Here is a 24,931-nt window from a genome sequence, read left to right as displayed (position 1 = left end):
CGCCACACGGCCATAAGCCCCCACTACCCCCCACCACCCCCAAACCCCCGACGACACCTTCAAGGTGCCGCGCTTACGCGCGAAGATTCTAATATTTAAGGAAACGGTGTGATTTTGTATATACATATCCCATTTTGTCAGAGCAAATGCGGGTATTGCGCGTTTAACTCCTATACCAACCGCGAGCATCAAGAGGCGTATATCCAAAGCCTTTTGCTAGACATCAGCCACACGCTAGCATGCTGGCAGGCTGGCAAACTAGAGCGGATAATCAAGCTAGATTCTGCGCGCGTGGCGGATTCTGGCATTTTGGATTCTAGCAAGGCTTTAGATTCTAGCGGGATTTTAGATTCTGCAAGCTTTGTAAGCGTGTCGCGCGACAAAGTGCTAGAATCCATATACATAGGCGGTGGCACGCCAAGCATACTGGGCGCTGATGCGTATGAGAGGATATTTGAAACCATCGCGCGCTATACTGACATAGCGCCAAAATCCACCAAAAACACCGCGCAAACCACCCCAGAAATCACAATCGAAGCCAATCCAAACTCGCTAGAAAAATCATGGTGCGACGCGCTTGCCAATCTAGGCGCAAACCGCATCAGCATGGGCGCGCAAAGCTTCTTTCCACAAAAGCTAGCTTTCCTTGAGCGCGAACACAGCGAGCGCGATATCTGCCGCGCATTAGAGCTTGCGCGCGATTTTCCGCGCAAAAGCATCGATATGATGTATGGCACGCCGCTAGACACGCCGCGCGCGCTGGAGGCGGACATAGCGCAGGCGTGCGCGCTGCCTATCGGGCACATATCCGCGTATAGCCTTATGATAGAGGAGGGCTCGCGCTTTTGGCAAAAGGAGCGCAAAGCTAGTAGGCTAAAAATGCAGGATACAGCGCTTGAAAAGCAGGCACTGCTCGTGCGCGAGATGCTAGAAAATACGGGATTTGCGCAGTATGAGGTCTCAAACTACGCCAAAAGCCACCAAAGCCTGCATAATAAGCGGTATTGGCAGGGTGTCGAGTATCTGGCTTGCGGTGCGGGCGCGGTGGGGCGCATCGGCAATGCGCGGTATATGGGCGCGTGTGCGGTGGATGCGTATATAAAAAATCCGCTTGGCAAGAGTGTCGAGCATTTGAGCGACGATGATTTGGCGTTTGAGGCGCTATTTATGGGGCTTCGCAGCAGCGTGGGCGCGGAGGTAGCAAAGGTGGCAAAAATCATCGATAATGACAGGCTAGCGCTAGCAGTAGATGAAGGCAAATGCGCTGTGAAAGGGGGCAGAATCTATGCGAGCGATTATTTCCTAGCGGATGAAATCGCGCTGTGGCTGTGGAAAGGCGGGAAATAGGCGGTAAAATAAAAGTAAAGATAGGTGCAAGATAGGCTAAGGATAAAAAAGGGCGCGAAATAAAAAAGGCGGAATATAAAAGGGGTGCGAAGCAAAAAATGATGTAGGTGCGCGAAATAAGGTAAATTCAAATCGCTAGAATTAATCTTCAATGACTCATTTTAAATTACATCAATGGATTTGCGTTTATGTAGATTTGGAAGACACAAAGGCTAAAAGATAAGGAAGCTGATGGTGGAGACGCCCTCTCTCTCCACATTCCAAGTCAAGCTTGGATGGGCGCGAATGGTGCATAAATACACTTTCATCAGCTTTGGAGAGTATTATATCACAAATTGACAGCTAGGCGCGAGATAAAAAGGGGGCGAAACAAAAAACGATGCAGGCGCGCAAAATAAGGCAAATTGGCGCTAAATAAAGTGCGGGCGCAAAACACAAAATTACCCGATCAAAATATACAAAATATACAAAATATACAAAATAAGCGCCAAAGCAAAAGATGGGCGCACAAAATCATAGAATGCAAAAGCTATAAATCGGTGTCAAAAATTTTGCGCCAGATTCCAAGATTCCAAGATTCCAAGATTCCAAGATTCTAGGATTCTGGCAGACTTGCTAGATTTCATCGCAAAATAGTTATATTTTCCGCCCAAATCTCAATACTTTTTTAAACACCTTAAAAGGGCGTAATATGGAATAAAGCTTCTCCACGCGCGCATCTCTTTGGAGCAACCTCTCACTTAAAGCCTCTGCATAGTCATCAAGCTCGTGGCACTTTGCTTTCTCCATAACCTCGCTTAACTCCGCGCCAAAGATAGGCGTCGCGCGCGCCAAATCTTGCCAAATGCTTCTATATGGCTCTTGCAGGTATGGCTTGTAGTCGAGTCCTAGCGTCTTGTACTTGCTATGCCAAGGCTTATGGGCGGAGAGGTGGAAAATCTTTGGATTCTGCAGCGCCTCTTCGTATTCCTGCCTGCTCCAAGAGATGAGGTTGTTTGTTGTTTCGCCTAGATATGTGCGATCTTGCTGTTTGTGCCACATATTTAGAAATGTTTGCATATTCCACTTAGGAGGCAAACGATAAAATTTTTCGTTTATCACATAGTTCATTGCATCTTGGTCATTTTCGGTGCATTCGTATTTTGTGAGTATATCCAGTGTTTGAGATTGCATATCTTGTTTGCGCCATTGCTTAAGATTTATTAGCATCAGCCCTGCATTAAAATAATTATTTACAGAAATTTTAAATTTTTCTCCGGTTTTTTTAGATTTTATAAATTTTTTGCGATTTACATATTCATCACACACTGCCGCGCAAGGCTCATTAAAATCTATCGCAAAAAGCTCTCTTATATCTGATAGCACCAGCAAATCCGCATCCATATAAAGACATTTATCAATACTGCTTTCTAAAATCTCTCCGACTAAGATTCTATAATACCCAGCCATGCTTTTTTGGCTTTCGTGCCCATAAACTTTCGTATTTGTTTTTAGAAATATTTGCTCATCGATATGGTGGATTTTTATCTCGCAAGGGTAGAGCGCGTTTAGCTCTGTTTGGAGGGCTAGAAGTTTGTCGGTTGTAAGTTTGTCTATATCGGAGGTAAATATATGGAAGCAAAAAGGATTATTGCTTACCCCCCCCCCCCCCTAAAGGCATTAATTGATGATTTTTAGCCTGCAGGATTATTCCATGCATTAGCACAGCGGTGTATTTGACATAGTTTTTATCGACACCAAAAATTATATGATAAGCATCTGGGATATTATAAATATCAGAATCTTTCATGTAGCAATCCTCTGTGGCTAAGATTTGGCTGTATTATATCAGAAATATTGTAAAATCTTAAATTTGTTTTAAATACAAAATGGAGCGATAAATACAAATCAATGAATACAAAAAATGCAAATAGCGCAATTAGCGCGCTTGATGTGACGCTTGGCGCGCCGGATGCGCTTATTATCGCGCATAAGCCGCCATTTGTCACGAGCAATGCCTTTGTAGCGCGGCTGAAGCGCCGATTTGGCGCGAAAAGTGCGGGCTTTTCTGGGATATTAGATCCTTTTGCGCGCGGCTGCTTGGTGGTCGCGTTTGGCGCGCATACGAGGCTTTTGCCACATCTCGCACTTGATCGCAAGGTGTATGAGGCGACTTTGTGGCTTGGCGCGGAATCTAGGAGCTTAGACATCGAAAATATGACGCGCATAGATTCTGCACCGCGTTTTGATGAGGCGCAGATTAGGGCGATTTGTGAGGATTTGGTGGGCGAGATAAGCTACACGCCGCCGATTTTCAGCGCGAAAAAAATAGCCGGCAAGCGCGCCTATGAGCTCGCGCGGGCGGGCGAGGAAGTGTCGCTGCCAGCGCAGATGATGAGAATCTTTCGCCTAGAATTTTTGGGCTACAATCACCCATTTGTAAGCTTTCGCGCGGAGGTGTCAAAGGGGGCGTATATCCGATCGATTGGCGAAATCATCGCTAGCAAGCTTGGCGTAAAAGGCGCGCTTTGCAGTCTTTGCCGCGTGAGTGAGGGCGGGTTTGGCATTGAGAGTGGCAACAAAGCAGAATCTAGCGAAATGGTGGCAAAAGTGGATTCTGACAAAAACGCGCCAAAAAATACAACACAAAAAGATGCCAGCCAAAAAATCGTGCCAAACGCGCCAGAAATCCTAGAAACTCAAAAAACTCAAAAAAATTTAGCGCGCAAAATCCCCATGGGCGCTGTGATGCTGCTAGATAGTTTTGAGATTCTGCCTTATGAAGAGATTTGTTTGCAAGATATTATCCAAAATGCGATTATCATGCCAAATGCCACGAGCGCGCCAGAATCCGCGCCGATAGAGCAAAACACGCCAGCCACACAAACCATGCAAACTACACCAAACCCGCAGAATCCAGAGAATCCACAAACCGCGCGCGCCACCCAAACAACCCAGAATCCACAAATAACCCAAACCACCACCCACGCCCAAACAGCCCAAATCAAACAAAAGCTCTATAATGGCACGAAATTCTCTATCAAAAACCACAAAAGTGGCATTTATAAAGTAAAATTTGATGATTTTTTCTCTATAATTCGCATTTGCGATGATGGCAACATCTCTTATATTATCAATAGGATCTCTTATGCTCATTCTCTCCCGCAAGCAAGATGAAAGTATCATCATAGGCGATAATATAGCGATAAAAGTCATATCAATCGACCGCGGCAGCGTGAAGCTGGGCTTTGACGCGCCACCTAGCACGCTCATCCTCCGCGCCGAGCTAAAAGAAGCGATCGTCAGCGAAAACAAAAAAGCCCTGCAAGAAACCAGCGAAAACGAGCTAAAAGACCTAGGCAGACATTTCAAACGATGACCTTAAAAGCATTTCCCAAAATCAATCTCTACCTAAAAATCATCGGCAAGGATTCTAGCGCGTATCATCTGCTGGAGTCGCGCTTCGTGCTTGTAAAAAGTGGCGTGCATGATGAGATACATATAGAAGCGATAGATTCTAGCAAGGATGAGATTTGCGGTGCGTTTGGCTGTGATGCAGAATCTAGCTCGATAGCGCTTGCGCTGCGCTCATTGCGCGCGAGGTATGATTTCCCGCGCGTGCGGATAGAAGTGCAAAAGCGCATCCCCATAGGTGCTGGGCTTGGCGGGGGGAGTGCGGATGCGGGCGTGGTGATAAAAGCGCTTATGGAGGAGTTTGGGCTGGGCGCGGTGGAATCTGGTGGGGCAAATTTGGATTCTCGCGCTTTGCGCGGGGCAGAATCTAGTGCGGATTCTAGTTTGGATTCTCGCGCAAAATCTGGCGGGGCAAATTTAGATTCTAGCGCGCGTAAAACCCGCTCGATGATAGCCAAAGAAGTGGGTGCGGATGTGGCGTTTTTTGTCGAGGGTTGCGAGTGCGCGGAGGTGGAGGGCAGGGGCGAAGTCATCACGCCTTTGGCACTTGCGCGCGATGATTTGCGTGAGTTTGAAATATACACGCCAGCGATACGCTGCGACACGCGCGCGGTATATCGCCAATACGCCAAAATGATAGAATCCAAAGAGATAACCTATAGCCCAAAAATGCGCGGTGCTTTGGGTGCTGGCAAAATAGATTCTAGCAAAGTGGATTCTGGCGCGCTAGATTCTGATATATTAGATTTTAGCGCGCTTAGCAATCGCGAGATTTTATCAATCGCGCAAAAACAAGGCGACGCGCCAAGCGTGTTAAATGCGCTAAATGATTTATTTCTGCCTGCTAGCGTGCTTTACCCAGAGCTTTTGGATGTGAAAAAGGAGCTTGGCGATGGCTGGTATTTTAGCGGCAGTGGAAGCAGCTTTTTCCGCCCGATGCTAGAATCCAAATCCGCGCCAGCCACACCAGAATCTAAAAGCGCGCCAAAGGCATGCCTATGAAACTCATCGCGCAAAACAAAAAAGCACTGCACGACTACACTATACTAGAAAGCCTAGAGGCTGGCATCTCACTCATCGGCGCAGAAGTCAAATCCCTCCGCCTATCCCGCTGCAATCTCAAAGATAGCTTCATCCGCTTCATCAAAGGCGAAGCGTGGGTGTTTGGCATGCATATCTCTCACCTTGCAAGCGTAAATCCGCATTTCCGCCCCGATGAGAAGCGCGCACGCAAGCTTTTGCTACACAAAAAGCAGCTAGATAAATGGCTAGGCAAAGTCTCACAAGAAGGGCTGACTGCTGTGCCATTAAAGATTTATTTCAATGAAAAAGGTAAAGTAAAGCTTCAAATCGCGCTTGCCAAGGGTAAAAATCTGCACGATAAGCGCGAGGCTTTGAAGAAAAAAATCCTAGACAAAGAGGCGCAAGCGAGCCTGAAAAACTATGGAAAAAATCTATAACAGCGATAAAGGCGACAAATGAAAGAAGTGATTGACTACTCCGTGCTTGGGTTTTTGGGCGCGCTCTCTGTGGTGGTGATAGCCATAGGCATCGAGCGCGCGTGGTTTTATGCGACGGTGCGCGTAGATGACTATCATGACAAGCGGCTTTTGGAGCTTGACCTATACAAGCGCCTCACACTTGTGGCAACCATCGGGAGCAACTCGCCCTATGTCGGGCTGCTAGGCACGGTGGCTGGCATCATGATAACTTTCGTAGATATCGGCTCAAACTCATTCGTCGATACGCAGACGATAATGACAGGGCTCGCCCTCGCGCTCAAAGCCACGGCGATGGGGCTTATCGTAGCGATCCCTAGCATCGTGCTTTATAATCTTTTGGTGCGAAAAGCGGAGGTGGTGCTGACAAAATGGGACATCTATCACAACCCCTCAACCATAGAGCCAAAACCCACGCGGCGACTGGATCAGGATAAATGAGGCGCATAGTGGCTAAGTCATCGCGCATCGGGCGCGCGCCTGTGAAGGTAAAATATGCAAAAGTGAGGCATCTTGCCAAACATACGCCCATAAGGTAAAAAATGAAAAAAATAGATTCTATGAATCTCGTGCCATTTATCGACATCATGCTGGTGCTGCTAGTCATCGTGCTGACAACCGCCTCTTTTGTCAATACTTCGCGCATACAAGTAAATGTCCCCAAAATAAGCGAGAGTGCCAGCAGAAGCGATAGCGTCAATAAAAAGCCCATAAACATAGCAATTGATAGCGATGGGCGCTTCTACCTCGAAAACAAAAACATCTCGCTAGATGAGCTAAAGCAGGCAATCGCAAGCTATGACAAAGACACACCAATCATCCTAAATGGCGACTCCAAAAGCAACCTTGATACATTTGTGCAAATCATGGATGCACTGCAAGAAGAAGGGCTAAAAGATCTCTATATCGTCGTCGAAGAAGAGCGATGAGCTAATCTTATTAGTCAAAGAAGCCAAAGTTTCTAAGATATGACCCTATAAAAAAACAGGTATATTAAAAATATCGTATAAAAATAACTACAAGCAATCAAAATCTAAAGTTAAGAACAAAATAAAAAATGCGAGATAAAAAGCGCGATTTGAAAATGTGATTTGCAAAAGCGCGGGGTGTTAGAGGTGCAAGATATGTGAGAGCGCGAGGCAAAAGTGCGATTTGAAAAGTAGAAAAACACTCGCAGAATCTAGATTCTACAAAAGGATTCTGCTAAGCCACGATTCCGGCAAACCAAGATTTGCCAAGTCAAAAATTTTTGATAAAAACCAGATTCTGCCAAGTCGCGATTCTAGCAAGCCAAAAATTTTGCAAAACTAGATTCTATAAACCAAAGCAGAATCTAAGTCTATCGCGCCGCTTTTTTTGCCAGCCCATTCTCGCCAGCCTATTCTCGCCAATTATCTCACAACAATGCACCAACGCAAAATCCGCTCGCTACCAAATCCTGCCAAATCTTGCCAGCCCAATCTCGCAAAAATCCGCCCTCCGCCAAATCTTATCAAATTCCGCCAGCCCTCCTTGCCACCAGAATTATTTCACAAACACCACATCTTGCGCGCGGACATCATCGCCAAAGGCATTTGCCAGCGTTTTTTCATACGCCTCGATGAAAAATCCCTCCTGCCTTGCCATATCCATCCATGTATTTATCCACTCCAAAAGCTCTTTATTGCCCTTTTTCACCGCCGCTGCTATCACATCATCATCGCCAAGCTTTTTTATCCCCACTTTAAACGCCGGATTCTCCTTCGCCCACGCAAAAAGCAGCGTGTTATCATGCGCTAGCGCATCGCCTCGCCCATCTTTTAGCGCGGCAAATGTCTCGGTGTTTTGCTCAAATTTTAGTAGCTTTATCTCTGGGTGATTTTTGGTGAAATAAAAATCCGCTGTCGTGCCTTTATTTACGATAAGCGTTTTGCCAGAGAGTTCGGATACATCGCGTATCGCGCCATCTTTGCTAACCACGCCAAGCGCTACTTTCATATAAGGCAGCGAAAAATCCACCTGCTCTTGACGCTCTTTTGTCATCGTGAAATTTGCCATCATCACATCTACTTTGTTAGAGCGCAAAAACTCGATGCGATTTGCCGCCTCGACGATGACGAAGCGCACCTTATCGCCAAATACTGCCTTATCTTTTAGCATATCCGAGCCCATACGCCTAGCGATATACACATCAAAGCCCGCGTTTTGCCCCTTCGCATCGATATAGCCAAATGGCGGTTTATCGCCAAACACGCCCACCACCAGCTCATCGCGCTTAGCGATATCATCCAAACTCACGCCGCGCTTCTCGCAAGCCACAAAAAAGCCAGCTATCATCAGCACGCCAAAAATTGCCGCAAGTTTCAAAGCCGCGCTTCTAAAGCTGCTGCTATTACTGCCACTTTTATCACCGCCGCGCAAAAAACTATTGCTAGAAAAAATCTTCACACCATTCATTGCGAAATTCATGTTGCATCCTTTAGATTAGATTCTGGCGATTATGCCACAAATCACTTTACACAAACTTTACGCAATGCGCGCGAGATTTTGCAAAGCAGCATTAGACTTCCGCTAGTCAGCAATGACAAATATCATCCAACAAACTTCAAGGAGCACAAATGAAAAATAGTATTTTGGCGGTATCACTTATCGCAAGTATCGCATTGGCACAGCCAGAGGCAAATGGCGGAAATGTCGCGCTAGATAGCACGCAAGGCACACAAGCCAGCACAGCAGAATCTAGCGCGCAAAATCCAGCGCCAGCCACGAGCCAAGCACCAAGCGCCACACAAAGTTCAGCACAAAGCTCAACAAAAGAAGCGATAAAAGGCGCTTTTTCTGGTGCTAAGGTAGAAGGTTTTGGCTTTGCTAGGTATTTTAGCAATTTTGGCGAGGATGGCGAGGGCTATAGCCAGCAGTATCGCTTGAAGCTAGATGTCACAAGTGGCGATATAAATGGCTACTCCATCACTGGGGGTATCATTTTCTCTCAAGGCTCATCGACGCCAGACACCGGATATACCACACATGGCAGCGTGCAAGGCTCGCGCGGATATGTGGATAATGGCAACTTCTCCGATCGCTTTGGTATAAGCGTCTTTAGCGCGAACAAAACCTTCAAATTTAGCGACAGCGACAAACTCTCCATAAAGTTAGGCAGACTCAACCTAAAATCTAGCCTCAATGACAAAAATCTAGATATGGGGACAGGCGGTAGCGCGGTATTCCAAAGCGGGAAAATCGCCTATGGGCTAGAGTATTATGACAGCTTTATCCCGGATAAAGCCTCTTATGCGTTGCGTCGCAGATACCCAGCCGGCGGCAGTGCAGAGACGCGCGCAGTAGGCATCGGTAACAACCTAGCCATCCTAAGCGTAAAAACCGGCAAAGTAAAAGGCAAAGATGGCAAAGAGAAAGATGCGGATTTTGGCGGATTTGGATTTAATGTCACGCTAGCAAATGCGTATGAGTTTGTCGATTATATGGCGTTTGTAGAGGGAAGCTACAAGATACTTGACACAGGACTTTCACTAAAAGCCCAAGTAGTCGCCACTGGAATCAACGCCAATCCAAACAACCTCCAAGTAGGCTACTCCACCAGCGATACCAACACCAAACTCCCGCTAGGCTGGGCGCACGCGTCAGATTACGCACAATTCCGCGGAATCTATAACATAAACCTCGCTTACAAAATAGGCGGCTTTAGCTCAAAGCTAGGCTATCTAGGCAGCTTTGGCGATGGCTATGGCGTCATATTTGACACCAAAGGCGGGATAGACGCCTCTGGCAAAGCGTGGAATGAATATTTCACCGCCACATATGAGGGCTTTGGGATACTTGGCTCTGGCTCAAAAAGCGGCACAGACATCATGCTAGCCTATTTGAACCTAGCCTATAAATTTGACATGGGGATAAAAATCGCGCTTGATACAACCTATGTCGGCGGGAATAACAACTTCCCGATTCTAAGCTCTGCAAGCGATGCGACAAAAGTAGGCGTCACGCAATACAACGCCGCTAATGGCGGGCTTTTGAACCATTCGCAGCGATTTAAAAGCGTAGATTTTGTGGAAATCACGCCAAGCATCGCTTATAACTTCACCAAAAACCTCGAGCTAAGCGCGTTTGCCGCGGTGTTTGCCGGGGATATCAATCTCACCAAAACACGCTTTGAGCTAAAATACACTTTCTAAAGTGTGCTAGCTGGCCTAGATTCTGGTGCGCCTAGATTCTGTGTCTGGCGCGCTAGATTTTTAGGCACGCCTAGATTCTGTGTTTGGCGCGCTAGATATTTTAGGCGCGCCAGAATCTAAGCACTATTGGATTCTCGTCTAGCACAATGCCAAACCCCACGCACAATACAAACCACAATCCACACAAACCCCAAAATCTCTATTAGTTTTTAAGCGATTTTTTGACACTATGGAATCTAAATAAGCTTCAAGCAGGTGGTAAGCACCGCCCAAAGCTACAAAAGGAGACAACATGGCGACAAGAAAAGAGCATGATTTCATCGGCGAGCTAGAGATAGATGATAGCGTATATTATGGCGTGCAGACATTTCGCGCGGTGGAGAATTTCAACATCACAGGGCAGCGACTCAAAGAATACCCCACTTTCATAGTCGCACTAGCGCAGGTGAAAAAGGCAGCAGCACTTGCAAATCACGAGCTAGGATTGCTAGATTCTGCGCTAAAAGATGCCATCATCAAAGCATGCGATAAAATCATCGGTGGGCAGTTTCACGATCAGTTTGTCGTGGATATGATACAGGGCGGGGCTGGCACTAGCACCAATATGAATGCCAATGAAGTGATAGCAAATATCGCGCTAGAGATTCTAGGACACAAAAAGGGCGAGTATCAATACTGCCATCCAAACGATCATGTCAATCTCTCGCAATCCACCAACGACGCCTATCCTACCGCGCTTCGCGTGGCACTTTATGAGCGGCTTAGTATGCTAAGCGAGTCTATGGCGGTGCTTGAAGAGGCATTTAAACGCAAGGCAGAGGAGTTTAAACATGTGCTAAAAATGGGGCGCACACAGCTTCAAGACGCCGTGCCTATGACGCTAGGGCAGGAGTTTGGCGCGTTTGCCTCGATGGTGCGTATTGATATGGAGCGCGTGCTAGATGCTAGGAATCTCATACGCGTGATAAATCTCGGTGGCACCGCTATTGGCACCGGGATAAACTCACATCCCAAATACCGCTCGATCGTGGAGAAAAAGCTACAAGAAGTGACAGGACGCCCATTTATCACAGCAAATGATCTTATCGAAGCCACGCAAGGCACGGGCGGATATGTGCAAATCAGCGGCGTGCTAAAGCGCGTGAGTGTGAAGCTTTCCAAAATCTGCAATGACTTGCGTCTGCTTAGCTCTGGTCCGCGCGCTGGGCTAAATGAGATAAACCTCCCCAAAATGCAACCCGGAAGCTCGATAATGCCGGGCAAAGTAAATCCCGTCATCCCAGAAGTGGTAAATCAAGTGTGCTTTAGCGTGATTGGCAATGATATGACTATCACGATGGCAGCGGAGGGCGGGCAGCTACAGCTTAATGTGTTTGAGCCGGTTATTGCGTTTGAGCTGTTTAACTCGATAAAGACTTTGAGCCGCGCGATGCGAACGCTAGCGCATAAATGCATCGATGGAATCAGCGCAAATGAGAAAGTCTGCCATGATTTTGTGTTTAACTCCATAGGCATAGTGACTGTGCTAAACCCACACATCGGCTATGAAAACTCCGCGAGCATCGCCAAAGAAGCGCTAGAAAGTGGCAAAAGCGTGTATGATATCGCGCTTTCTCGCGGGCTTTTGACAAAAGAAAAGCTAGATGCGATATTTACCACGCAAAATATGCTAAATCCGCAAGTCTTTGACAAGCGCAACGAGCAAGAGAAGTAGAATCTAGCGCGGATTATTGTGAAACGCGGATTTTTAAAATATAGATTCTAAGGTGGCGATTGTGGTAAATGATGCAAATGGCTTGAGTGGTGCGAGTTTGAGTAGCGCAAATCGCGAGAATCCAGACGATGCGCGCGCGCAAAAGCAAATTCACGCGCAAAATCTAAAAAACCTCTACGCCCTTTATGTCGGCAAAATGTGTGGCGCGGAGTTTGTCGAACCACTCGCGCAAAAAGCCGCGCAGCAAATCGCGCAAAATAGCGCCATGCGCGCGCTAGATTCTACGCTTTTAAGCACGATAGCGCACTGCCACCTATGCCCTAGAAGCAAGATGCAAGCGCCAAAAGCTGGCTACATACAGCCAGAATCTAGTATCATTTTTGTCGTGGAGTTTGCTATGGGCGAGGGCGCAGAGCTGTTTGACTCCAAAGGCTCGCAGATGCTAAGCAACATCGCGCAAAATGTCTTTGGCGCGGGCATGGGCGCTTTTAGCGTTTTTTCGCTGCTAAAATGTGGCACGCATGAGTCAAGCACGCAAGAGCGCGAGCAGTGCAAACCCTACCTCATAAGCCAAATCAAAGAATCAAGCGCAAAAGGCGTCATCGTCTTTGGCGATGTGGTGCTAGAATCCTTGCTTGGGCTAGATTCTACGCATAAAGGCGTGCGGCTTGATTTGTTTGGCAAGCATGCTATCGCTACGCATTCTATCTCACAGCTTCTTCGCAATCCCACGCTTAAAAAAGAAGCTTTGGAACATTTCTTGATTATGAAAAAATGTTTAACAAAGTAGGCGAAATTTTTGCTATAGTTTGTAAAATTTATTATTTGCAAAAGCAAAGCGGGCGTTTGTAGCAGTTTGCTAGCGCAAAATGATAGGAGAGAAAATGAAAGAAAAAAAGCCTTTGAGTGTTTTTGTGACTTTGGGTATTGGATATGCTGTTTTTGGCGCTATTATACTAGCGCTTTGTGTCTATGCGATAACGCAAATAAGCTTCATCGACTCGCAGCTAAAGCAGATAAATAATGTAAATTCTGCCAAACAGCGCGTGGCGATAGACTTCCGCGGCAGCGTGCATGACCGCTCGATATCTATAAGAGATGTCGTGCTGCACGCATCACAAAGCCCTTTTACGCTAGATTCTGTCGTGAAAGAAATCCGCGAGCTAGAATCCAACTACACTGATGCACGCGCGCGGATGAAGTCTAGCTTTGAAGATACCAAAATGCTAGATGCGCAAGAGAAAGAAATCCTATCGCGCATCGATGCTATCGATACCAAAGCATTGCCTCTCATAAATAGCATCATCGAGCTAAAACGCACAGGCAGCGAAGATCAAGCGATGGCAAAGCTCAATGAAGTGCGCCCGATTTTTGTCTCTTGGCTTGCAGTGATAAATGAGTTTATCAACCTAGAAGAGAGCAAAAACCAAGCGATAACGCCGGTGGTAGAAAGAGTGGTAGATGTGTTTGAAGCGGTGTTTGGCGCAAGTGTCGTCATCTCTATCATACTTGGCGTTTTGATAGCGTTTTTTATCATAAGGCACCTTTCACATATGCTAGGCGGCGAGCCCAACACCGCATCACGCAGCGTGAAACTCATCGCCAGCGGCAATCTATCAGAATCCATAAAAGCCAAGCGCGGAAGTATGCTAGATGATATCGCCGCGATGCAAGAGAAGCTAAGGGGTATTGTGAGTGAGATTTTGGATTCTGCTAATGGGATATTCAAAAACACCCAGCTTGTCGCAAGCGCAAGTGCCAACTCACAAAAAGCCGCAGTATCGCAAAGCGACACAGCCAATCATTCTGCTAGCGAGATAGGCAACATCGCGCAAGGCATCGAGCAAATCGCCACCATCGCTAGACAAACTGAAGAAAACTCCGAAAAAACGCTAGAGCTCTCCAAAAAAGGGCAAGAAGTGATGACAAACACGCAACAAGCCATCGATGAAGTCACGCAAATGGTAAATGCCTCCGCTAGCCAAATCCTAGAGCTACAAAAACAATCTAGCGAAATAGGCTCAAGCGCAAGCCTCATCGCAGAAATCGCCGATCAGACAAACTTGCTCGCACTAAACGCCGCTATCGAAGCTGCGCGCGCAGGCGAGCATGGGCGAGGATTTGCCGTCGTAGCGGATGAGGTGCGAAACCTAGCAGAGCGCACAGCATCAGCGACTTCTCAAATCTCTATGATGATAAAGCATATCCAAGAAGAAATCCAGCATGTTTCAGATTCTATGAATCAAGCCGTCCCATACGCGCAAAAAAGCATGGAGCTCGCCGAGCACACTTCAAATCTGCTTGATGAGATAAAAGAGCAGGCTTCTGACTCGCTGGCAAAGGCAAAAGATGTGAGCGAGTCATCAGGACAGCAAGAAGAGGGCGTGAAAAAGGTGCAAGAAGGCATGCAAGAAATGGTAAAAGTCTCTAATGACACAATGACGCTTATGGGCAAAACTTCTAGCGCAATCTCTGAACTAGAAAATATCTCTATCAAGCTTAGAGAAAACATAGGATTTTTCAAGCTGTAAAATTTTGCGTTTTGGCTTTCTACTTTTTGCGCCTGTGCTTTTTTTGTTTTCTTGCTTGACTTGCGCCTTTTGGTGTTTTGCTCTTTGCTTTTTGCCTTTGGCACTTGCGCTTAATTTTTGTTTTTGCACCCGCATTTGCTTGCCGCTTTGTTTGATTTGCACTCGCGCTTTTTCGCTTCGCCCTTTGCTCTTTTTTTGTTTTTTGGCATTTTGCTTTGGATTTGCACTCGCGCTTTTTTGTCATTGCGAGGAGGCGTAGCTGACGAAGCAATCCACAAAAATCCGAAGGTTTTTCAATAAAAACAAAACCTTCGCACGAAGTGCAAGCGCTTTTTGATTTTTCTTAGGTTTTCTAGATTGCTTCGCTACGCTCGCAATGACGGTTTTTCTTATTTGGCATATTTTTGTCATTGCGAGGATTTGAAAAATCCGAAGCAATCTATTTAAATGCCAAAATCAGCTTTGCATTTTATGATTTTTATATTCTGGCTTTCTCGTCGCCAATCTTTTGTATTTATCCTGGCTTACTAGTCACCTTTCTTTTCTAAAGAAACCCACTTTGTTTGTCTTCTAAAGAAGATTACGCTTTTGCTTCGCCCTTCATCTTTTTTGTTTTTGTGCTTGGCTTGCGCCTTTTTGGCGCTTTACCATTTGCTTTTTTGCCTTTGGCGCTCGTGCTTGATACTTTTGCATCTTTGGCACTTGCACTTTTTTTGTCATTGCGAGGAGGCCGCAGGCCGACGAAACAATCTATAAATGCAAGGTGCTTTTGAATTCTGGATTTATAGCAGAATCCAAATCTTGCTAGATTCTGCATTTTGGTCTTGACTTTCTTGTCTGCAATCTTCTGCCTTTATCCTTGTTGCAAATCGCCAGCTTTTTCTAAAGAAGCTAACGCTTGCTTCGGATTTGCAGAATCCCCACAAAACAAACGAAGTGCCGTTTCTTCACTTCAGTCATGACAAAAAAAGGTTTCTCTAGTAGTGACAGGCTTAGACCTTGGCAGAATCTAAACTAAAATCCATGTAGAATGCGCAAAATATGCAAAATCTAGGCAAAAGTCGCGCTAGCCTTGCTTGAAAGCGCGGGCGATTTGCCCGCAGACATCAGAATCTAGCGCTCGGATGGCTTGATATACCGCGTTTTCTATCGCTCTGGCGTTTGATTTGCCATGGCTTATGATGACTACTTTTTGTATGCCTAGCAGTGGTGCGCCGCCGTATTCTGCGTAGTCCATTTTCTTTTTGAGGTTGGCAAATGCACCTTTTAGCAAAAGTCCGCCTAGCATGCCAAGCGCAGAGGATTTTATCTCGGATTTTAAGATATGGCTTATCGAGCTTGCGACGCCTTCGCTCGCTTTTAGCACGATGTTGCCGCTGAAGCCATCGCACACGATGACATCCGCGCTACCATTAAATATGTCGTTGCCCTCTACATTGCCTTTGAAAAATGGATAGCTTTTTAGCAGCTTGAAAGCGCCTTTGGTGAGTTCATTGCCCTTAGAATCCTCCTCGCCATTTGCCAAAAGCCCCACGCGCGGATTCTCGTATCCCATCACGCTTTTGGCGTATTCATAGCCCATGATGGCAAACTCGACTAGATACTCGCTCTTGCAGTCGGTGTTCGCGCCGGCATCTAGGATCATGCTGGGCTTGTCTGTGATGGTAGGCATGAGCGTGCAGATAGCTGGGCGGCTCACGCCATCAATGCGCCCTAGTCGCAAGGTGGCTAGACTCATGGTAGCGCCGCTGTGTCCGGGCGAGACCACCGCATCCGCCTTGCCCTCGCGCACCAAATCGGTGGCGATGTATATGGAGGCGTCTTTTTTCTTGAGCGCATCTGTCGCGCTCTCTTCCATGCGGATGTAGTCGCTCGCATGCACGATCTCTACTTTGCTAGCAAGATCGCTTGGCACAAGCGGGGCGATCTCTTTCTCATCGCCCACCAACAATGCCTTGAAATCCTTGTGGCGCAAGGCATCGAGCACGCCCTGAACGATAGGCGGCACGCCATTATCCGCGCCCATGACATCTACTGCAATTCGCATCATAGCCTCTCCTTAAAAGACTTTACAAAGGCTTTTGTCAAATAATTTTAGCTTTTGTGCTTTGGTGGCTTGTGTGGGTGTTTTGCGGATTCTCACATTTTAGATTCCGGAATCTAGATTCTGGATTGTTAGATCTCGCGAGCAAAACCAAAATCTAAAACGCCACAAACTATAAAAAACACAAGGGGGCGCAAACACGCGCGAGGCGCACAATCAGCACAAGATAAACGCAACTAGAGCGAAGTCACGCAAACCGCGCCAGCACACTAGCACGCTAGCAAAAATTATTTGTATGAGCGGCTAAATTTATTTATATGATGTGGCAATTTCCAGCTGCCATCTTTGTCTTTGATAGGCTTAGCTAGCGCTACTTTGTAATGCGTCCTGCGCTTTGCCGCGCGCGTTTTGCTGACTCTTCGTTTTGGGACTGCCATGTGAAACTCCTTAGGTTAATCTTTTGTGTGATAGTCGGATTGAATGGATGCAATCTCGCTTTCCAAGATATAATCCAAATCAATAAAGCCATCGAAAAACTCAATCACATCAAATGTATCAAAGCTTTGGCTTTGTGTATCGCAGAATCCATCTGCAATATACAAAACCAAATCATCATTAAGTGCCTTGCTAAACTCCTCGCCGCTCCTGTCGCACACTAGGCTTATCTGCCCTTCTAGGCGCGCTTGTAGCAGATATAGATTCTGCGATTTGACGCTTATGCTTCCATGAAACACCACGCCATCTTTCTCTAGGCGAAAATCCCTAGGGGTGGCGTGAATCTTTCTCATTTCTATACGCATTTGTTTGGTGTCTTTTTCGTTTTCTTTGGTTTTGGTTTTGTTTGGCTTTGGTTTTGGCGCCGGCTTGTTTGGCGTTTTGGTTGGCACTTTTGGCTAGCGCTTTTTTGGCTAATGTTTTTTTGGCTGGCGGGCGTTTCTAAATTTGGCGCAATTTTAATGCGATTTTAAGGCGATTGCGCGATTTGATTATGTGCTTTAAAGCATTTTATATCGCTTATCGCTTGCCTGCGTGCATTGCTTTGGCAGGCTAAATTCTGGATTTGCATCGCCAAATCCCAAGCAAATCTTGGCAAAATCCAGCAGAAACTTGGCAGAGCCTAGCCCAAACAAAAGCCTAGCAAATCCAAGCAACCCTAAAGTAAATCTTAGCCTAGCAAATCTCGCGTGCAGCGAAGAAAAACGAGATTTCATTTTTCGCATTTTCTGGGCTGTCGCTGCCATGCACTGCGTTTGCATCGATGCTTTCCGCAAAATCCGCGCGGATAGTGCCCGGAGCCGCTTCTTTAGGGTTGGTAGCGCCCATAAGATCGCGGTTTTTGCTAACAGCAGATTCGCCCTCTAGCACCATGACCACCACCGGACCGCTTATCATAAAATCCACCAAATCGCCGAAAAATGGGCGCTCTTTATGCACCGCGTAAAACGCCTGCGCGTCGCATTTGGATAGCTGTAGCTTTTTTGCCGCCGCGATTCTAAGCCCATTTGTCTCAAAGCGATCGATGATCTTGCCTATCGCGCCCTTTTTCACGGCATCTGGCTTGATGATAGATAATGTTTGCTCCACCATAAAATCTCCTTAAAAGTTTGCAATTTGTGATTATAATCTAGCAATGCTTAAATAACAATGAATGCGGATAGGCGCGATGCGAGCGCGCCAAAACGCGCGAAAATTATCGCAAATGCAAAAAAATAGAATCTGCCTAGTTTAAAGTATCTCAAGGATTTTTAAATATTTTTCTGCAAAATCGCTGGTGGCATCTTGCGCGATTTGGTATTTTTCATGATTTTTATGCAGCGTGTCAGGCTCGCTCCATGCCCTCACATCAAAAAATGCGATAGTAAGACTCGGCTGATTTTTGTGGCTAGAATCTTGCGCGCTAGATTTTGCATCAGCTTTAGATTCTGCGCTAGAATCCGCATTTGCGCTAGATTCTGTAGGCGCGCTAGTATAAATATGCGCTCTATATTTATAGCAAATCTCGCGCACCTCATCTATGCGCGGATATATGATGATGCCATGATGCGCCTCATATTTGGCAAGATAGGCAAAAAGCTGGTATAAATCCGCCTGCAAGATGCCAGAATCTGCTCTAGCAAAATCTAGCATTTTCCACTTGGTATCAGCGATTGCGATGATATTTTTATTTTGAGTTTCTTCTTTTTTATACAGCACAATATCTGGGCGCATATTAAATTTATTTTTGCCATTGTGTGTGATGAGATATTTGCTATTTTCTTGGGTTTTTATATAAAAATCAGTATTTTTGGAATATTTTTTTAATTCTTGTGCTACAAATGACTCAAATAGCTCATTCATATCAAATAATAAAGCAAATGCTTTATGCACGCCATTATAAGGCGTAGGGGAGTGATGACGCAAAAATATCGCACACCATGCAAGGATATTTTGATACGCGTCAAACTGGCGCAGATTGGCGTTTTGATGAGATTTGGCAAAATCGGATTCTAGGTGTCTGCTTGGTGGAATGTCGGCAAAAATAAATCGCATTTGGTTTAGAATCCTGCTTGTTTCGGATGAAAAATTTTGAGTAGATAAAAGTGCTAGTGTGCTTGATATGATGCGGTTTGGCGCGATATTTGGGCTATACTCATCGCTTTGGGTGAAAAAGCGCTCTTTGTGTGCGAAATTATATTTTAGATTCTCGCTAAAAAGTAGCTTTCCTTTTAAAAATAATCGATTTTCTTCCTCTAGTATATAGTCGCTTTTGATTCCGCGCTTGATAAGCCTGTCTAGCTCGCCTAGAAACATACGCACAAACACCTCAAGGAGTGGCATATTTTGCGTGTGTAGCGATGCGATATTGCTTTGTTTAAATGGCGAATCGCGCAGGGATTTTAGAAGATTTATAAGCAAAGTGCGCGCTTGGAGCGTGGGGCTAGCGGAATCCTTGTCTTTGGATTCTATATTTTTAGATTCTGTGTTTTTGGATTCTGGTGAGATTGCAGAATCTGCGCTATTTTTGCTATTTTCACTTGGCTCTTTTTGCATAGATTCTGCTTGCGATAGCTTGATATCATCTCGAAAAATCTTTGGCAAAATCTCTAGACAAAAGCCGCTTTTGGTTTGTATGAGTCCTACAAAATTTTGCGCTTTTAGTTGGTTGGCACCATAAAAATTAATAAATTTTTGATTTTCCTTTTCTTTGGCAAAATCTTGTAGTTCTTTAAATGCTCTTTCTGCTTTTGTCTTGGCGCTAGAATCCAGCGCGCCACCGCGCACCAAAGATTTTTCTATGTCACTTATACCAAAGCTTTGCCATTCTGCTATAGCTAGGGTATTTTTGGTATTTTTTAGGCTCATTGGTTTTGGTTTTCATCCGGTTTTTTAAAATTATATATTTTTTGGAAGTTTTCTAGACTCCAGCTATTAGAATCTGTGATTTCATAAATCACTTTTTCGCTATCTAGCTCGCCAAATTTAGAGTCAAAAAGCTCTGCAAAACTCGAATCTTTTTTTGCTTTTATCATACCATTACCATTTAGCACCGCATCGATTTTGGCATAATCATCATAGAAATACTCTTGCAAAAGCGGAATGACTTTGTTTTTAAACACGCCTTGCAAAGCCTCGATACTATCAACGCCTATAAAAAACGCATGCCCTATCGCATGCTCTCTATCAAGTAAAAATTCTATGCGTTCATTTAAAATCCTTAAAAGCTTTTGTAAATTTACGCCATCGCAATCCTTGTTTATATTTTCATTGCCCCATTGTGGCATCATCTCGACAAACTCAAACCGCCTACGCAGCGCAGTATCAAGCATGGCGATGCTTCTATCGGCAGTATTCATCGTGCCTATTATATAAAGATTATTTGGCACACCAAAAGTCTCGCCACTATAAGGAAGTGTGACTTGTAAAGCCTCTTCTGCGCCAAGTCTTTTGCTAGGCTCGATAAGCGTGATAAGCTCGCCTAGAATCTTAGAAATATTCCCGCGATTTATTTCATCGATGATGAGGACATGATTGTGGCGTTGTTTTAAGTAAATATTAAAAAAGCAATCTGCTACCGCATCGTAATGCTTGAAGAAAAATTCCTCAGTGCATGTTGGCCTGTGTTTGAGAAATTTTTCTATCTTTTCCTTATTAAAAACCTTCCTAAATTCCCCCCACCTGTCATTGCGACTTTTACTATTAAAATCTTTGGCGCTTTTAAAACATTTTATTACGTTTTGTATACAAGATGAAACTCCATTTTCATGACTATAATCAGTGCAGCCCATATGTGTTATTATGTGATACCTACCTGCATCCATCATGATTTTTTGATTCTCTAATTTAAATATACAATTTTTGTGCTCTACTAATGCTATGGCTCCAAAATTAAAGCATCCCCTGAAAAAATCTATAAAATCATTGATGATTTTATCATTCACTATTGGACTAAATTCGATTGTTTTATTGCAAAGCTCCTTAAAAATACCAGCCTTAACTTCATAAAAAAGATTTCCCAGCTTATCGATTTTGCCCCTACACTCACCACTTTCCATACCATCTTCAAGCTGGTTTGCCTCATCTTCTCTTCCGCCAAAATGCTCTTTCTTGTCATTATCCTTATCTACAAAAACAGGCTTTATCCCCTCTACAAACTCCTCATAAGAATAGCTTTGGTGGAATGTCACAAACTCGATTTGCCCGGATTCCCTAAACTCATCAAATTTAGCCTTCCGCTCCTTGCGCTTTAGATTCTCTATGTCAATCCCCAGAATCTCCAGCGCCTTATCGATAGTCGCATAAGTTTTTCCTGTGCCCGGAGATCCATAGAGGATTTGGTTTAGCGGCTGTGCTTTTGGCTGTATCTTTTGTGCTTCGCTATTTTCTGACATATTTTCTCCTTAAGCATAAATATTGGCAATAACCCAGATTCTAAAACCGCAAATAATAGCAAAAACACACAAAAAGCACAAATAATTTTTGCGTTAGCTTCATGCTCGCCACGCAGAATCCAATTCAGATTCCAGCCAAAAACCAGCCGGACTCCGCCAGAATCTACCCACGATTTAGAATCCAAATTTTTCCCCCAAATTCACAATATTTTTGCTACAATAAGCACTTTTATAGATTCAAGGGGTGTTAGATATGGGACTGACTTTAGGCATTGATATAGGGAGCACGACGGCAAAAATCGCATTGATGGATGGCGATGAGATTATTTACAAAAAATATGAGCGCCATTATTCCAAGGTGCGCGAGAAAAGCATCGAGATTGTGGAGGGCTTGCGCGATATTATCGGCGAGCGCGAGTTTAAGGTTTCCATTTCTGGTTCGGCTGGATTTGGGATTTGCAAGGCTGTTGGGATTGACTTCGCGCAAGAAGTGTTTGCCACGGCTGAAGCGATAAAATTCCTAGAGCCAGATACGGATTGTGTCATCGAGCTAGGTGGCGAGGATGCAAAGATTCTCTTCCTAAGCGGTGGGACAGAAGAGCGGATGAATGGTTCATGTGCTGGCGGGACAGGTGCCTTTATCGATCAAATGGTGACACTGCTAGCCATTAGCGCGCAAGAGTTTGATGAGATTTCATTGAGCGCGGATAAAATCTACCCCGTGGCATCGCGCTGTGGCGTGTTTGCCAAAACTGATGTGCAGCCACTCCTCAATCAAGGTGTGAATAAAAAAGACATTACCGCAAGTATCTTTCAAGCGGTGGTGGATCAAACCATAAGCGGGCTAGCGCAAGGGCGCAAAATCGCCGGAAAAGTGATGTTTTTGGGTGGGCCATTGTTTTTCTACAAAGGCTTGCAGAAGCGATTCCAAGAGAGTTTGAAGCTTGATAACGAACATGCGATTTTCCCAGACTACGCGCAGTATTCTGTGTCTATCGGCGTGGCACTTTGTGCGAGGGAAAATGAAAAATCCTATACCTGCGATAGTCTCATCGCAAAGCTTGTAGAATCTAAAAATGTCGCAAGTAAAAATAAATATCTTGAACCACTTTTTGCAGATTCTAAAGAATACGAGGAGTTTGTGGCGCGTCATAAAGATGCAAGCGTAGATGAGATAAGCATCGATGAAGCCTACAAGGCGGGCGGATTTAAAAAGATAGATTGCTATATCGGCATAGATTGTGGCTCGACGACGACAAAGCTTGTGATAATCGATGATTTCGCGCGCATTCTCTATCAATTTTATAACTCAAATCAAGGCAACCCCGCAAGTGTGATTTTCGAGCAGCTAAATTATATTTATGAAAATTTCGGCGATAAAATCAATATCAAAGGAAGCGCAGTAACAGGCTATGGCGAGGAGCTTATAAAGGCTGGATTTGGGCTAGATTCCGGACTTGTGGAGACGATGGCACACCTCAAAGCCGCACAGCACTTCAATCCGCAAGTAGATTTTATCATCGATATCGGCGGGCAGGATATCAAATGCTTTTATATCAAAAACCAAACGATAGATTCTATCATGCTAAATGAAGCTTGCTCGAGCGGTTGCGGGAGCTTTATAGAGACTTTTGCGCGCTCGATGGGCTATGATGTGGCAAGCTTTTCAAAGCTAGGATTAGAATCTAAAAGCCCTGTGGAGCTTGGAAGTCGCTGCACCGTGTTTATGAATAGCTCGGTAAAAGAGGCGCAAAAAGAAGGCGCATGCATCGAAGATATCAGCGCTGGGCTTTCTATGAGTGTAGTGAAAAATGCGATTTACAAAGTCATCCGCGCGCGCGATGCGGATGATTTGGGACAGCAGATTGTCGTGCAGGGCGGGACATTCTACAATGACGCGGTTTTGAGAAGTTTTGAGAAAGAAATCGGGCGCAATGTTATCCGCCCTAAAATCAGCGGGCTTATGGGTGCGTTTGGCGCGGCACTCTACGCGCAAGGGCTAAATCTAGCAAAATCTAGCATTATTACACCTGAAGAGTTGCAAGGATTTGAGCACACCGCGACAGCCACGGTTTGCAAGATTTGCGGGAATAACTGCAACCTAACGATAAACAAATTTGGTAACGCGCAAGGAGCGAAAAAGTTTATCTCTGGCAATCGTTGCGACAAACCGCTAGGCTTTAAGAAAGTCTTGCACTTGCCAAATATGTATGATTACAAGCTTAGTAAGCTCAAAAATATGTTTGAATACAAGGATTTTGATAAAGAGCATTGCGCGGTGAAGTTTGGCTCGCGTGGGAAAATCGGCATCCCTTTAGGGCTCAATATGTATGAGAATCTGCCTTTTTGGCATACGCTTTTAAGCGAGCTAGGCTATGAAGTGGTGGTTTCTGATATCACCACGCGAAAAACCTTTGCCAAAGGGCAATACAGCATCCCAAGTGATACTGTATGCTATCCAGCAAAGCTCCAGCACGGACATATAGAAAACCTCATGGATAGGGGCGTGGAAAAGATTTTCTATCCTTGCATGAGTTACAACTTCGAATCTGATGCCAAACACCAAGACACCAGCACAAATAATTACAATTGCCCGGTGGTGGCTTATTACCCAGAATTGCTGAATGCAAATGTCGATAGACTGCGCGAGGTAAAATTCCTCTATCCGTATTTTGGCTTGCATAAAAAAGAAGAGTTTTTTGCAAAAAGCCTAGATTTTTTCAAAAAAGAATTAGGCGCAAGTAAAGGCGAGTTTAGAAAAGCGCTTGATAGGGCGTATGCATTCCGCGAAGCATGGCTTGATGATATCCAAAGAGAGGGTGAGAAAAACCTAGCATATATAAAAGAGCATAATCTCAAAGCGATCGTGCTAAGCGGGCGTCCATATCATATCGACCCAGAGATAAATCATGGCATTGATAAGCTTATAAACTCGCTTGGATTGGTGGTTTTGAGTGAGGATTCTATCTCGCATTTGGCTACGGCAAAAGATTTGCAGATTTTAAATCAATGGAGCTACCACTCACGCCTTTATAATGCTGCGGAGTTTGTCTGCGCGCATGATAATATCGAGCTAGTCCAGCTTGTGAGCTTTGGCTGCGGGATAGATTCCATCACCACCGATGAGGTGCGCGCGATTTTGGAAGCGCGAGGGAGATTCTACACTCAGCTAAAAATCGATGAGATTAGTAACCTTGGCGCTGTAAAAATCAGAATCCGCTCGCTCCTAGGCGCTATGGAAGAAAAAATGAGCGGGCAAAAATCAAAGCTCACCCAAAGCATACTTTTCCACAACACCCACGCGCAAAAAGAAATGCGTAAAATGATGGCTTTGATAAACTAAGCGATAAACACTTAAGGAGA

The 24,931-nt window shown here is 45.1% G+C and carries 22 protein-coding genes and 1 pseudogene; 13 read left to right on the top strand and 10 right to left on the bottom strand.

The features are described from left to right. Window positions 1–108: 108 nt before the first annotated feature. Complete coding sequence (gene hemW / locus BKN38_RS07385; protein ID WP_066455378.1) at window positions 109–1,347, top strand: radical SAM family heme chaperone HemW; 1,239 nt, start codon at window positions 109–111, stop codon at window positions 1,345–1,347. 636 nt (window positions 1,348–1,983) lie between these two features. On the opposite strand, the pseudogene BKN38_RS07375 reads toward hemW, so the two are convergent. Continuing rightward, a pseudogene (locus tag BKN38_RS07375) lies at window positions 1,984–2,961 on the bottom strand (glycosyltransferase family 8 protein); the annotation flags it as partial. A gap of 13 nt (window positions 2,962–2,974) precedes the next feature. After that, entirely contained in the window at window positions 2,975–3,136 is a 162-nt protein-coding gene (locus BKN38_RS11160) for a hypothetical protein (protein WP_158655955.1), read from the bottom strand. Between the two features lie 101 nt (window positions 3,137–3,237). Between BKN38_RS11160 and BKN38_RS07370 the strand changes: the two genes are divergently transcribed. From BKN38_RS07370 to BKN38_RS11155, 7 genes are all read left to right on the top strand, one after another. Then, complete coding sequence (locus BKN38_RS07370; protein ID WP_066455384.1) at window positions 3,238–4,503, top strand: tRNA pseudouridine(55) synthase TruB; 1,266 nt, start codon at window positions 3,238–3,240, stop codon at window positions 4,501–4,503. Continuing rightward, window positions 4,475–4,705, top strand: a complete 231-nt coding sequence (locus BKN38_RS07365) for a carbon storage regulator (RefSeq protein WP_066455386.1) — start codon at window positions 4,475–4,477, stop codon at window positions 4,703–4,705. Before BKN38_RS07370 ends, BKN38_RS07365 begins: the two co-directional genes overlap by 29 nt. Next, window positions 4,702–5,742: a hypothetical protein gene (locus BKN38_RS07360; protein WP_066455388.1), complete on the top strand. Its 1,041-nt coding sequence runs from the start codon at window positions 4,702–4,704 to the stop codon at window positions 5,740–5,742. The genes BKN38_RS07365 and BKN38_RS07360 overlap by 4 nt, the downstream gene beginning before the upstream one ends. Beyond that, window positions 5,739–6,200: an SsrA-binding protein SmpB gene (gene smpB / locus BKN38_RS07355; protein ID WP_199769857.1), complete on the top strand. Its 462-nt coding sequence runs from the start codon at window positions 5,739–5,741 to the stop codon at window positions 6,198–6,200. The genes BKN38_RS07360 and smpB overlap by 4 nt, the downstream gene beginning before the upstream one ends. Before the next feature lie 18 nt (window positions 6,201–6,218). Further along, complete coding sequence (exbB, locus tag BKN38_RS07350; RefSeq protein ID WP_066455397.1) at window positions 6,219–6,680, top strand: TonB-system energizer ExbB; 462 nt, start codon at window positions 6,219–6,221, stop codon at window positions 6,678–6,680. Window positions 6,681–6,781: 101 nt separating this feature from the next. Then, on the top strand, window positions 6,782–7,168 hold the full coding sequence (locus tag BKN38_RS07345; RefSeq protein WP_066455399.1) for a biopolymer transporter ExbD: 387 nt from the start codon (window positions 6,782–6,784) through the stop codon (window positions 7,166–7,168). A gap of 223 nt (window positions 7,169–7,391) precedes the next feature. Beyond that, the gene (locus tag BKN38_RS11155) at window positions 7,392–7,550 is read left to right on the top strand and encodes a hypothetical protein (RefSeq protein ID WP_156528186.1); all 159 of its coding nucleotides are present in this window, start codon (window positions 7,392–7,394) and stop codon (window positions 7,548–7,550) included. A gap of 213 nt (window positions 7,551–7,763) precedes the next feature. On the opposite strand, the gene BKN38_RS07340 is transcribed toward BKN38_RS11155, so the two are convergent. Continuing rightward, window positions 7,764–8,555: a transporter substrate-binding domain-containing protein gene (locus tag BKN38_RS07340; protein ID WP_066455440.1), complete on the bottom strand. Its 792-nt coding sequence runs from the start codon at window positions 8,553–8,555 to the stop codon at window positions 7,764–7,766. Window positions 8,556–8,836: 281 nt separating this feature from the next. Here BKN38_RS07340 and BKN38_RS07335 point away from each other — a divergent pair, with 281 nt between their 5' ends. From BKN38_RS07335 to BKN38_RS07320, 4 genes are all read left to right on the top strand, one after another. Next, window positions 8,837–10,411, top strand: coding sequence for a hypothetical protein (locus tag BKN38_RS07335; RefSeq protein WP_066455401.1), 1,575 nt, complete (start codon window positions 8,837–8,839; stop codon window positions 10,409–10,411). A gap of 292 nt (window positions 10,412–10,703) precedes the next feature. Beyond that, window positions 10,704–12,125: an aspartate ammonia-lyase gene (aspA, locus tag BKN38_RS07330; protein WP_066455407.1), complete on the top strand. Its 1,422-nt coding sequence runs from the start codon at window positions 10,704–10,706 to the stop codon at window positions 12,123–12,125. A gap of 61 nt (window positions 12,126–12,186) precedes the next feature. Further along, window positions 12,187–12,915, top strand: coding sequence for a hypothetical protein (locus BKN38_RS07325; protein WP_066455410.1), 729 nt, complete (start codon window positions 12,187–12,189; stop codon window positions 12,913–12,915). A 94-nt stretch (window positions 12,916–13,009) separates the two neighbouring features. Continuing rightward, window positions 13,010–14,656, top strand: coding sequence for a methyl-accepting chemotaxis protein (locus tag BKN38_RS07320; RefSeq protein ID WP_158655954.1), 1,647 nt, complete (start codon window positions 13,010–13,012; stop codon window positions 14,654–14,656). A gap of 1,066 nt (window positions 14,657–15,722) precedes the next feature. Here BKN38_RS07320 and plsX read toward each other — a convergent pair. From plsX to BKN38_RS11985, 7 genes are all read right to left on the bottom strand, one after another. Further along, complete coding sequence (gene plsX, locus BKN38_RS07305) at window positions 15,723–16,703, bottom strand: phosphate acyltransferase PlsX (protein WP_066455444.1); 981 nt, start codon at window positions 16,701–16,703, stop codon at window positions 15,723–15,725. Between the two features lie 284 nt (window positions 16,704–16,987). Then, window positions 16,988–17,137 carry a 50S ribosomal protein L32 gene (gene rpmF, locus BKN38_RS07300; RefSeq protein ID WP_066455421.1) on the bottom strand — a complete coding sequence of 50 codons (150 nt, stop codon included), beginning with the start codon at window positions 17,135–17,137 and terminating at the stop codon, window positions 16,988–16,990. Between the two features lie 15 nt (window positions 17,138–17,152). Further along, entirely contained in the window at window positions 17,153–17,500 is a 348-nt protein-coding gene (locus BKN38_RS07295; protein WP_066455446.1) for a hypothetical protein, read from the bottom strand. Between the two features lie 195 nt (window positions 17,501–17,695). Beyond that, on the bottom strand, window positions 17,696–17,830 hold the full coding sequence (locus BKN38_RS11990; RefSeq protein ID WP_256325566.1) for a hypothetical protein: 135 nt from the start codon (window positions 17,828–17,830) through the stop codon (window positions 17,696–17,698). A 40-nt stretch (window positions 17,831–17,870) separates the two neighbouring features. Continuing rightward, window positions 17,871–18,284: a nucleoside-diphosphate kinase gene (gene ndk / locus BKN38_RS07285; RefSeq protein ID WP_066455449.1), complete on the bottom strand. Its 414-nt coding sequence runs from the start codon at window positions 18,282–18,284 to the stop codon at window positions 17,871–17,873. Between the two features lie 141 nt (window positions 18,285–18,425). Continuing rightward, window positions 18,426–20,042 carry an McrC family protein gene (locus tag BKN38_RS07280; RefSeq protein ID WP_066455424.1) on the bottom strand — a complete coding sequence of 539 codons (1,617 nt, stop codon included), beginning with the start codon at window positions 20,040–20,042 and terminating at the stop codon, window positions 18,426–18,428. Continuing rightward, the gene (locus tag BKN38_RS11985; RefSeq protein WP_066455427.1) at window positions 20,039–21,568 is read right to left on the bottom strand and encodes an McrB family protein; all 1,530 of its coding nucleotides are present in this window, start codon (window positions 21,566–21,568) and stop codon (window positions 20,039–20,041) included. The genes BKN38_RS07280 and BKN38_RS11985 overlap by 4 nt, the downstream gene beginning before the upstream one ends. 253 nt (window positions 21,569–21,821) lie before the next feature. On the opposite strand from BKN38_RS11985, the gene BKN38_RS07270 reads away from it, so the two are divergent. Beyond that, entirely contained in the window at window positions 21,822–24,911 is a 3,090-nt protein-coding gene (locus BKN38_RS07270; protein ID WP_066455433.1) for an acyl-CoA dehydratase activase, read from the top strand. Window positions 24,912–24,931 lie beyond the last annotated feature (20 nt).

The organism is Helicobacter sp. CLO-3 (assembly GCF_001854545.1).
In the GTDB taxonomy this organism is placed as follows: domain Bacteria; phylum Campylobacterota; class Campylobacteria; order Campylobacterales; family Helicobacteraceae; genus Helicobacter_B.
The sequence above is the reverse complement of the archived record's forward strand: the minus strand, read 5'-3'. Positions and strand labels throughout refer to the sequence as shown.

What these genes read in the sequence shown, in the direction of transcription:
- BKN38_RS11160 (WP_158655955.1), bottom strand. Translation starts at nt 3,136, where the DNA reads ATGAAAGATTCTGATATTTATAATATCCCAGATGCTTATCATATAATT.
- BKN38_RS07370 (WP_066455384.1), top strand. Translation starts at nt 3,238, where the DNA reads ATGAATACAAAAAATGCAAATAGCGCAATTAGCGCGCTTGATGTGACG.
- BKN38_RS07365 (WP_066455386.1), top strand. Translation starts at nt 4,475, where the DNA reads ATGCTCATTCTCTCCCGCAAGCAAGATGAAAGTATCATCATAGGCGAT.
- BKN38_RS07360 (WP_066455388.1), top strand. Translation starts at nt 4,702, where the DNA reads ATGACCTTAAAAGCATTTCCCAAAATCAATCTCTACCTAAAAATCATC.
- smpB (WP_199769857.1), top strand. Translation starts at nt 5,739, where the DNA reads ATGAAACTCATCGCGCAAAACAAAAAAGCACTGCACGACTACACTATA.
- exbB (WP_066455397.1), top strand. Translation starts at nt 6,219, where the DNA reads ATGAAAGAAGTGATTGACTACTCCGTGCTTGGGTTTTTGGGCGCGCTC.
- BKN38_RS07345 (WP_066455399.1), top strand. Translation starts at nt 6,782, where the DNA reads ATGAAAAAAATAGATTCTATGAATCTCGTGCCATTTATCGACATCATG.
- BKN38_RS07340 (WP_066455440.1), bottom strand. Translation starts at nt 8,555, where the DNA reads ATGATAGCTGGCTTTTTTGTGGCTTGCGAGAAGCGCGGCGTGAGTTTG.
- BKN38_RS07335 (WP_066455401.1), top strand. Translation starts at nt 8,837, where the DNA reads ATGAAAAATAGTATTTTGGCGGTATCACTTATCGCAAGTATCGCATTG.
- aspA (WP_066455407.1), top strand. Translation starts at nt 10,704, where the DNA reads ATGGCGACAAGAAAAGAGCATGATTTCATCGGCGAGCTAGAGATAGAT.
- BKN38_RS07320 (WP_158655954.1), top strand. Translation starts at nt 13,010, where the DNA reads ATGAAAGAAAAAAAGCCTTTGAGTGTTTTTGTGACTTTGGGTATTGGA.
- plsX (WP_066455444.1), bottom strand. Translation starts at nt 16,703, where the DNA reads ATGCGAATTGCAGTAGATGTCATGGGCGCGGATAATGGCGTGCCGCCT.
- rpmF (WP_066455421.1), bottom strand. Translation starts at nt 17,137, where the DNA reads ATGGCAGTCCCAAAACGAAGAGTCAGCAAAACGCGCGCGGCAAAGCGC.
- BKN38_RS07295 (WP_066455446.1), bottom strand. Translation starts at nt 17,500, where the DNA reads ATGCGTATAGAAATGAGAAAGATTCACGCCACCCCTAGGGATTTTCGC.
- BKN38_RS07280 (WP_066455424.1), bottom strand. Translation starts at nt 20,042, where the DNA reads ATGAGCCTAAAAAATACCAAAAATACCCTAGCTATAGCAGAATGGCAA.
- BKN38_RS11985 (WP_066455427.1), bottom strand. Translation starts at nt 21,568, where the DNA reads ATGTCAGAAAATAGCGAAGCACAAAAGATACAGCCAAAAGCACAGCCG.
- BKN38_RS07270 (WP_066455433.1), top strand. Translation starts at nt 21,822, where the DNA reads ATGGGACTGACTTTAGGCATTGATATAGGGAGCACGACGGCAAAAATC.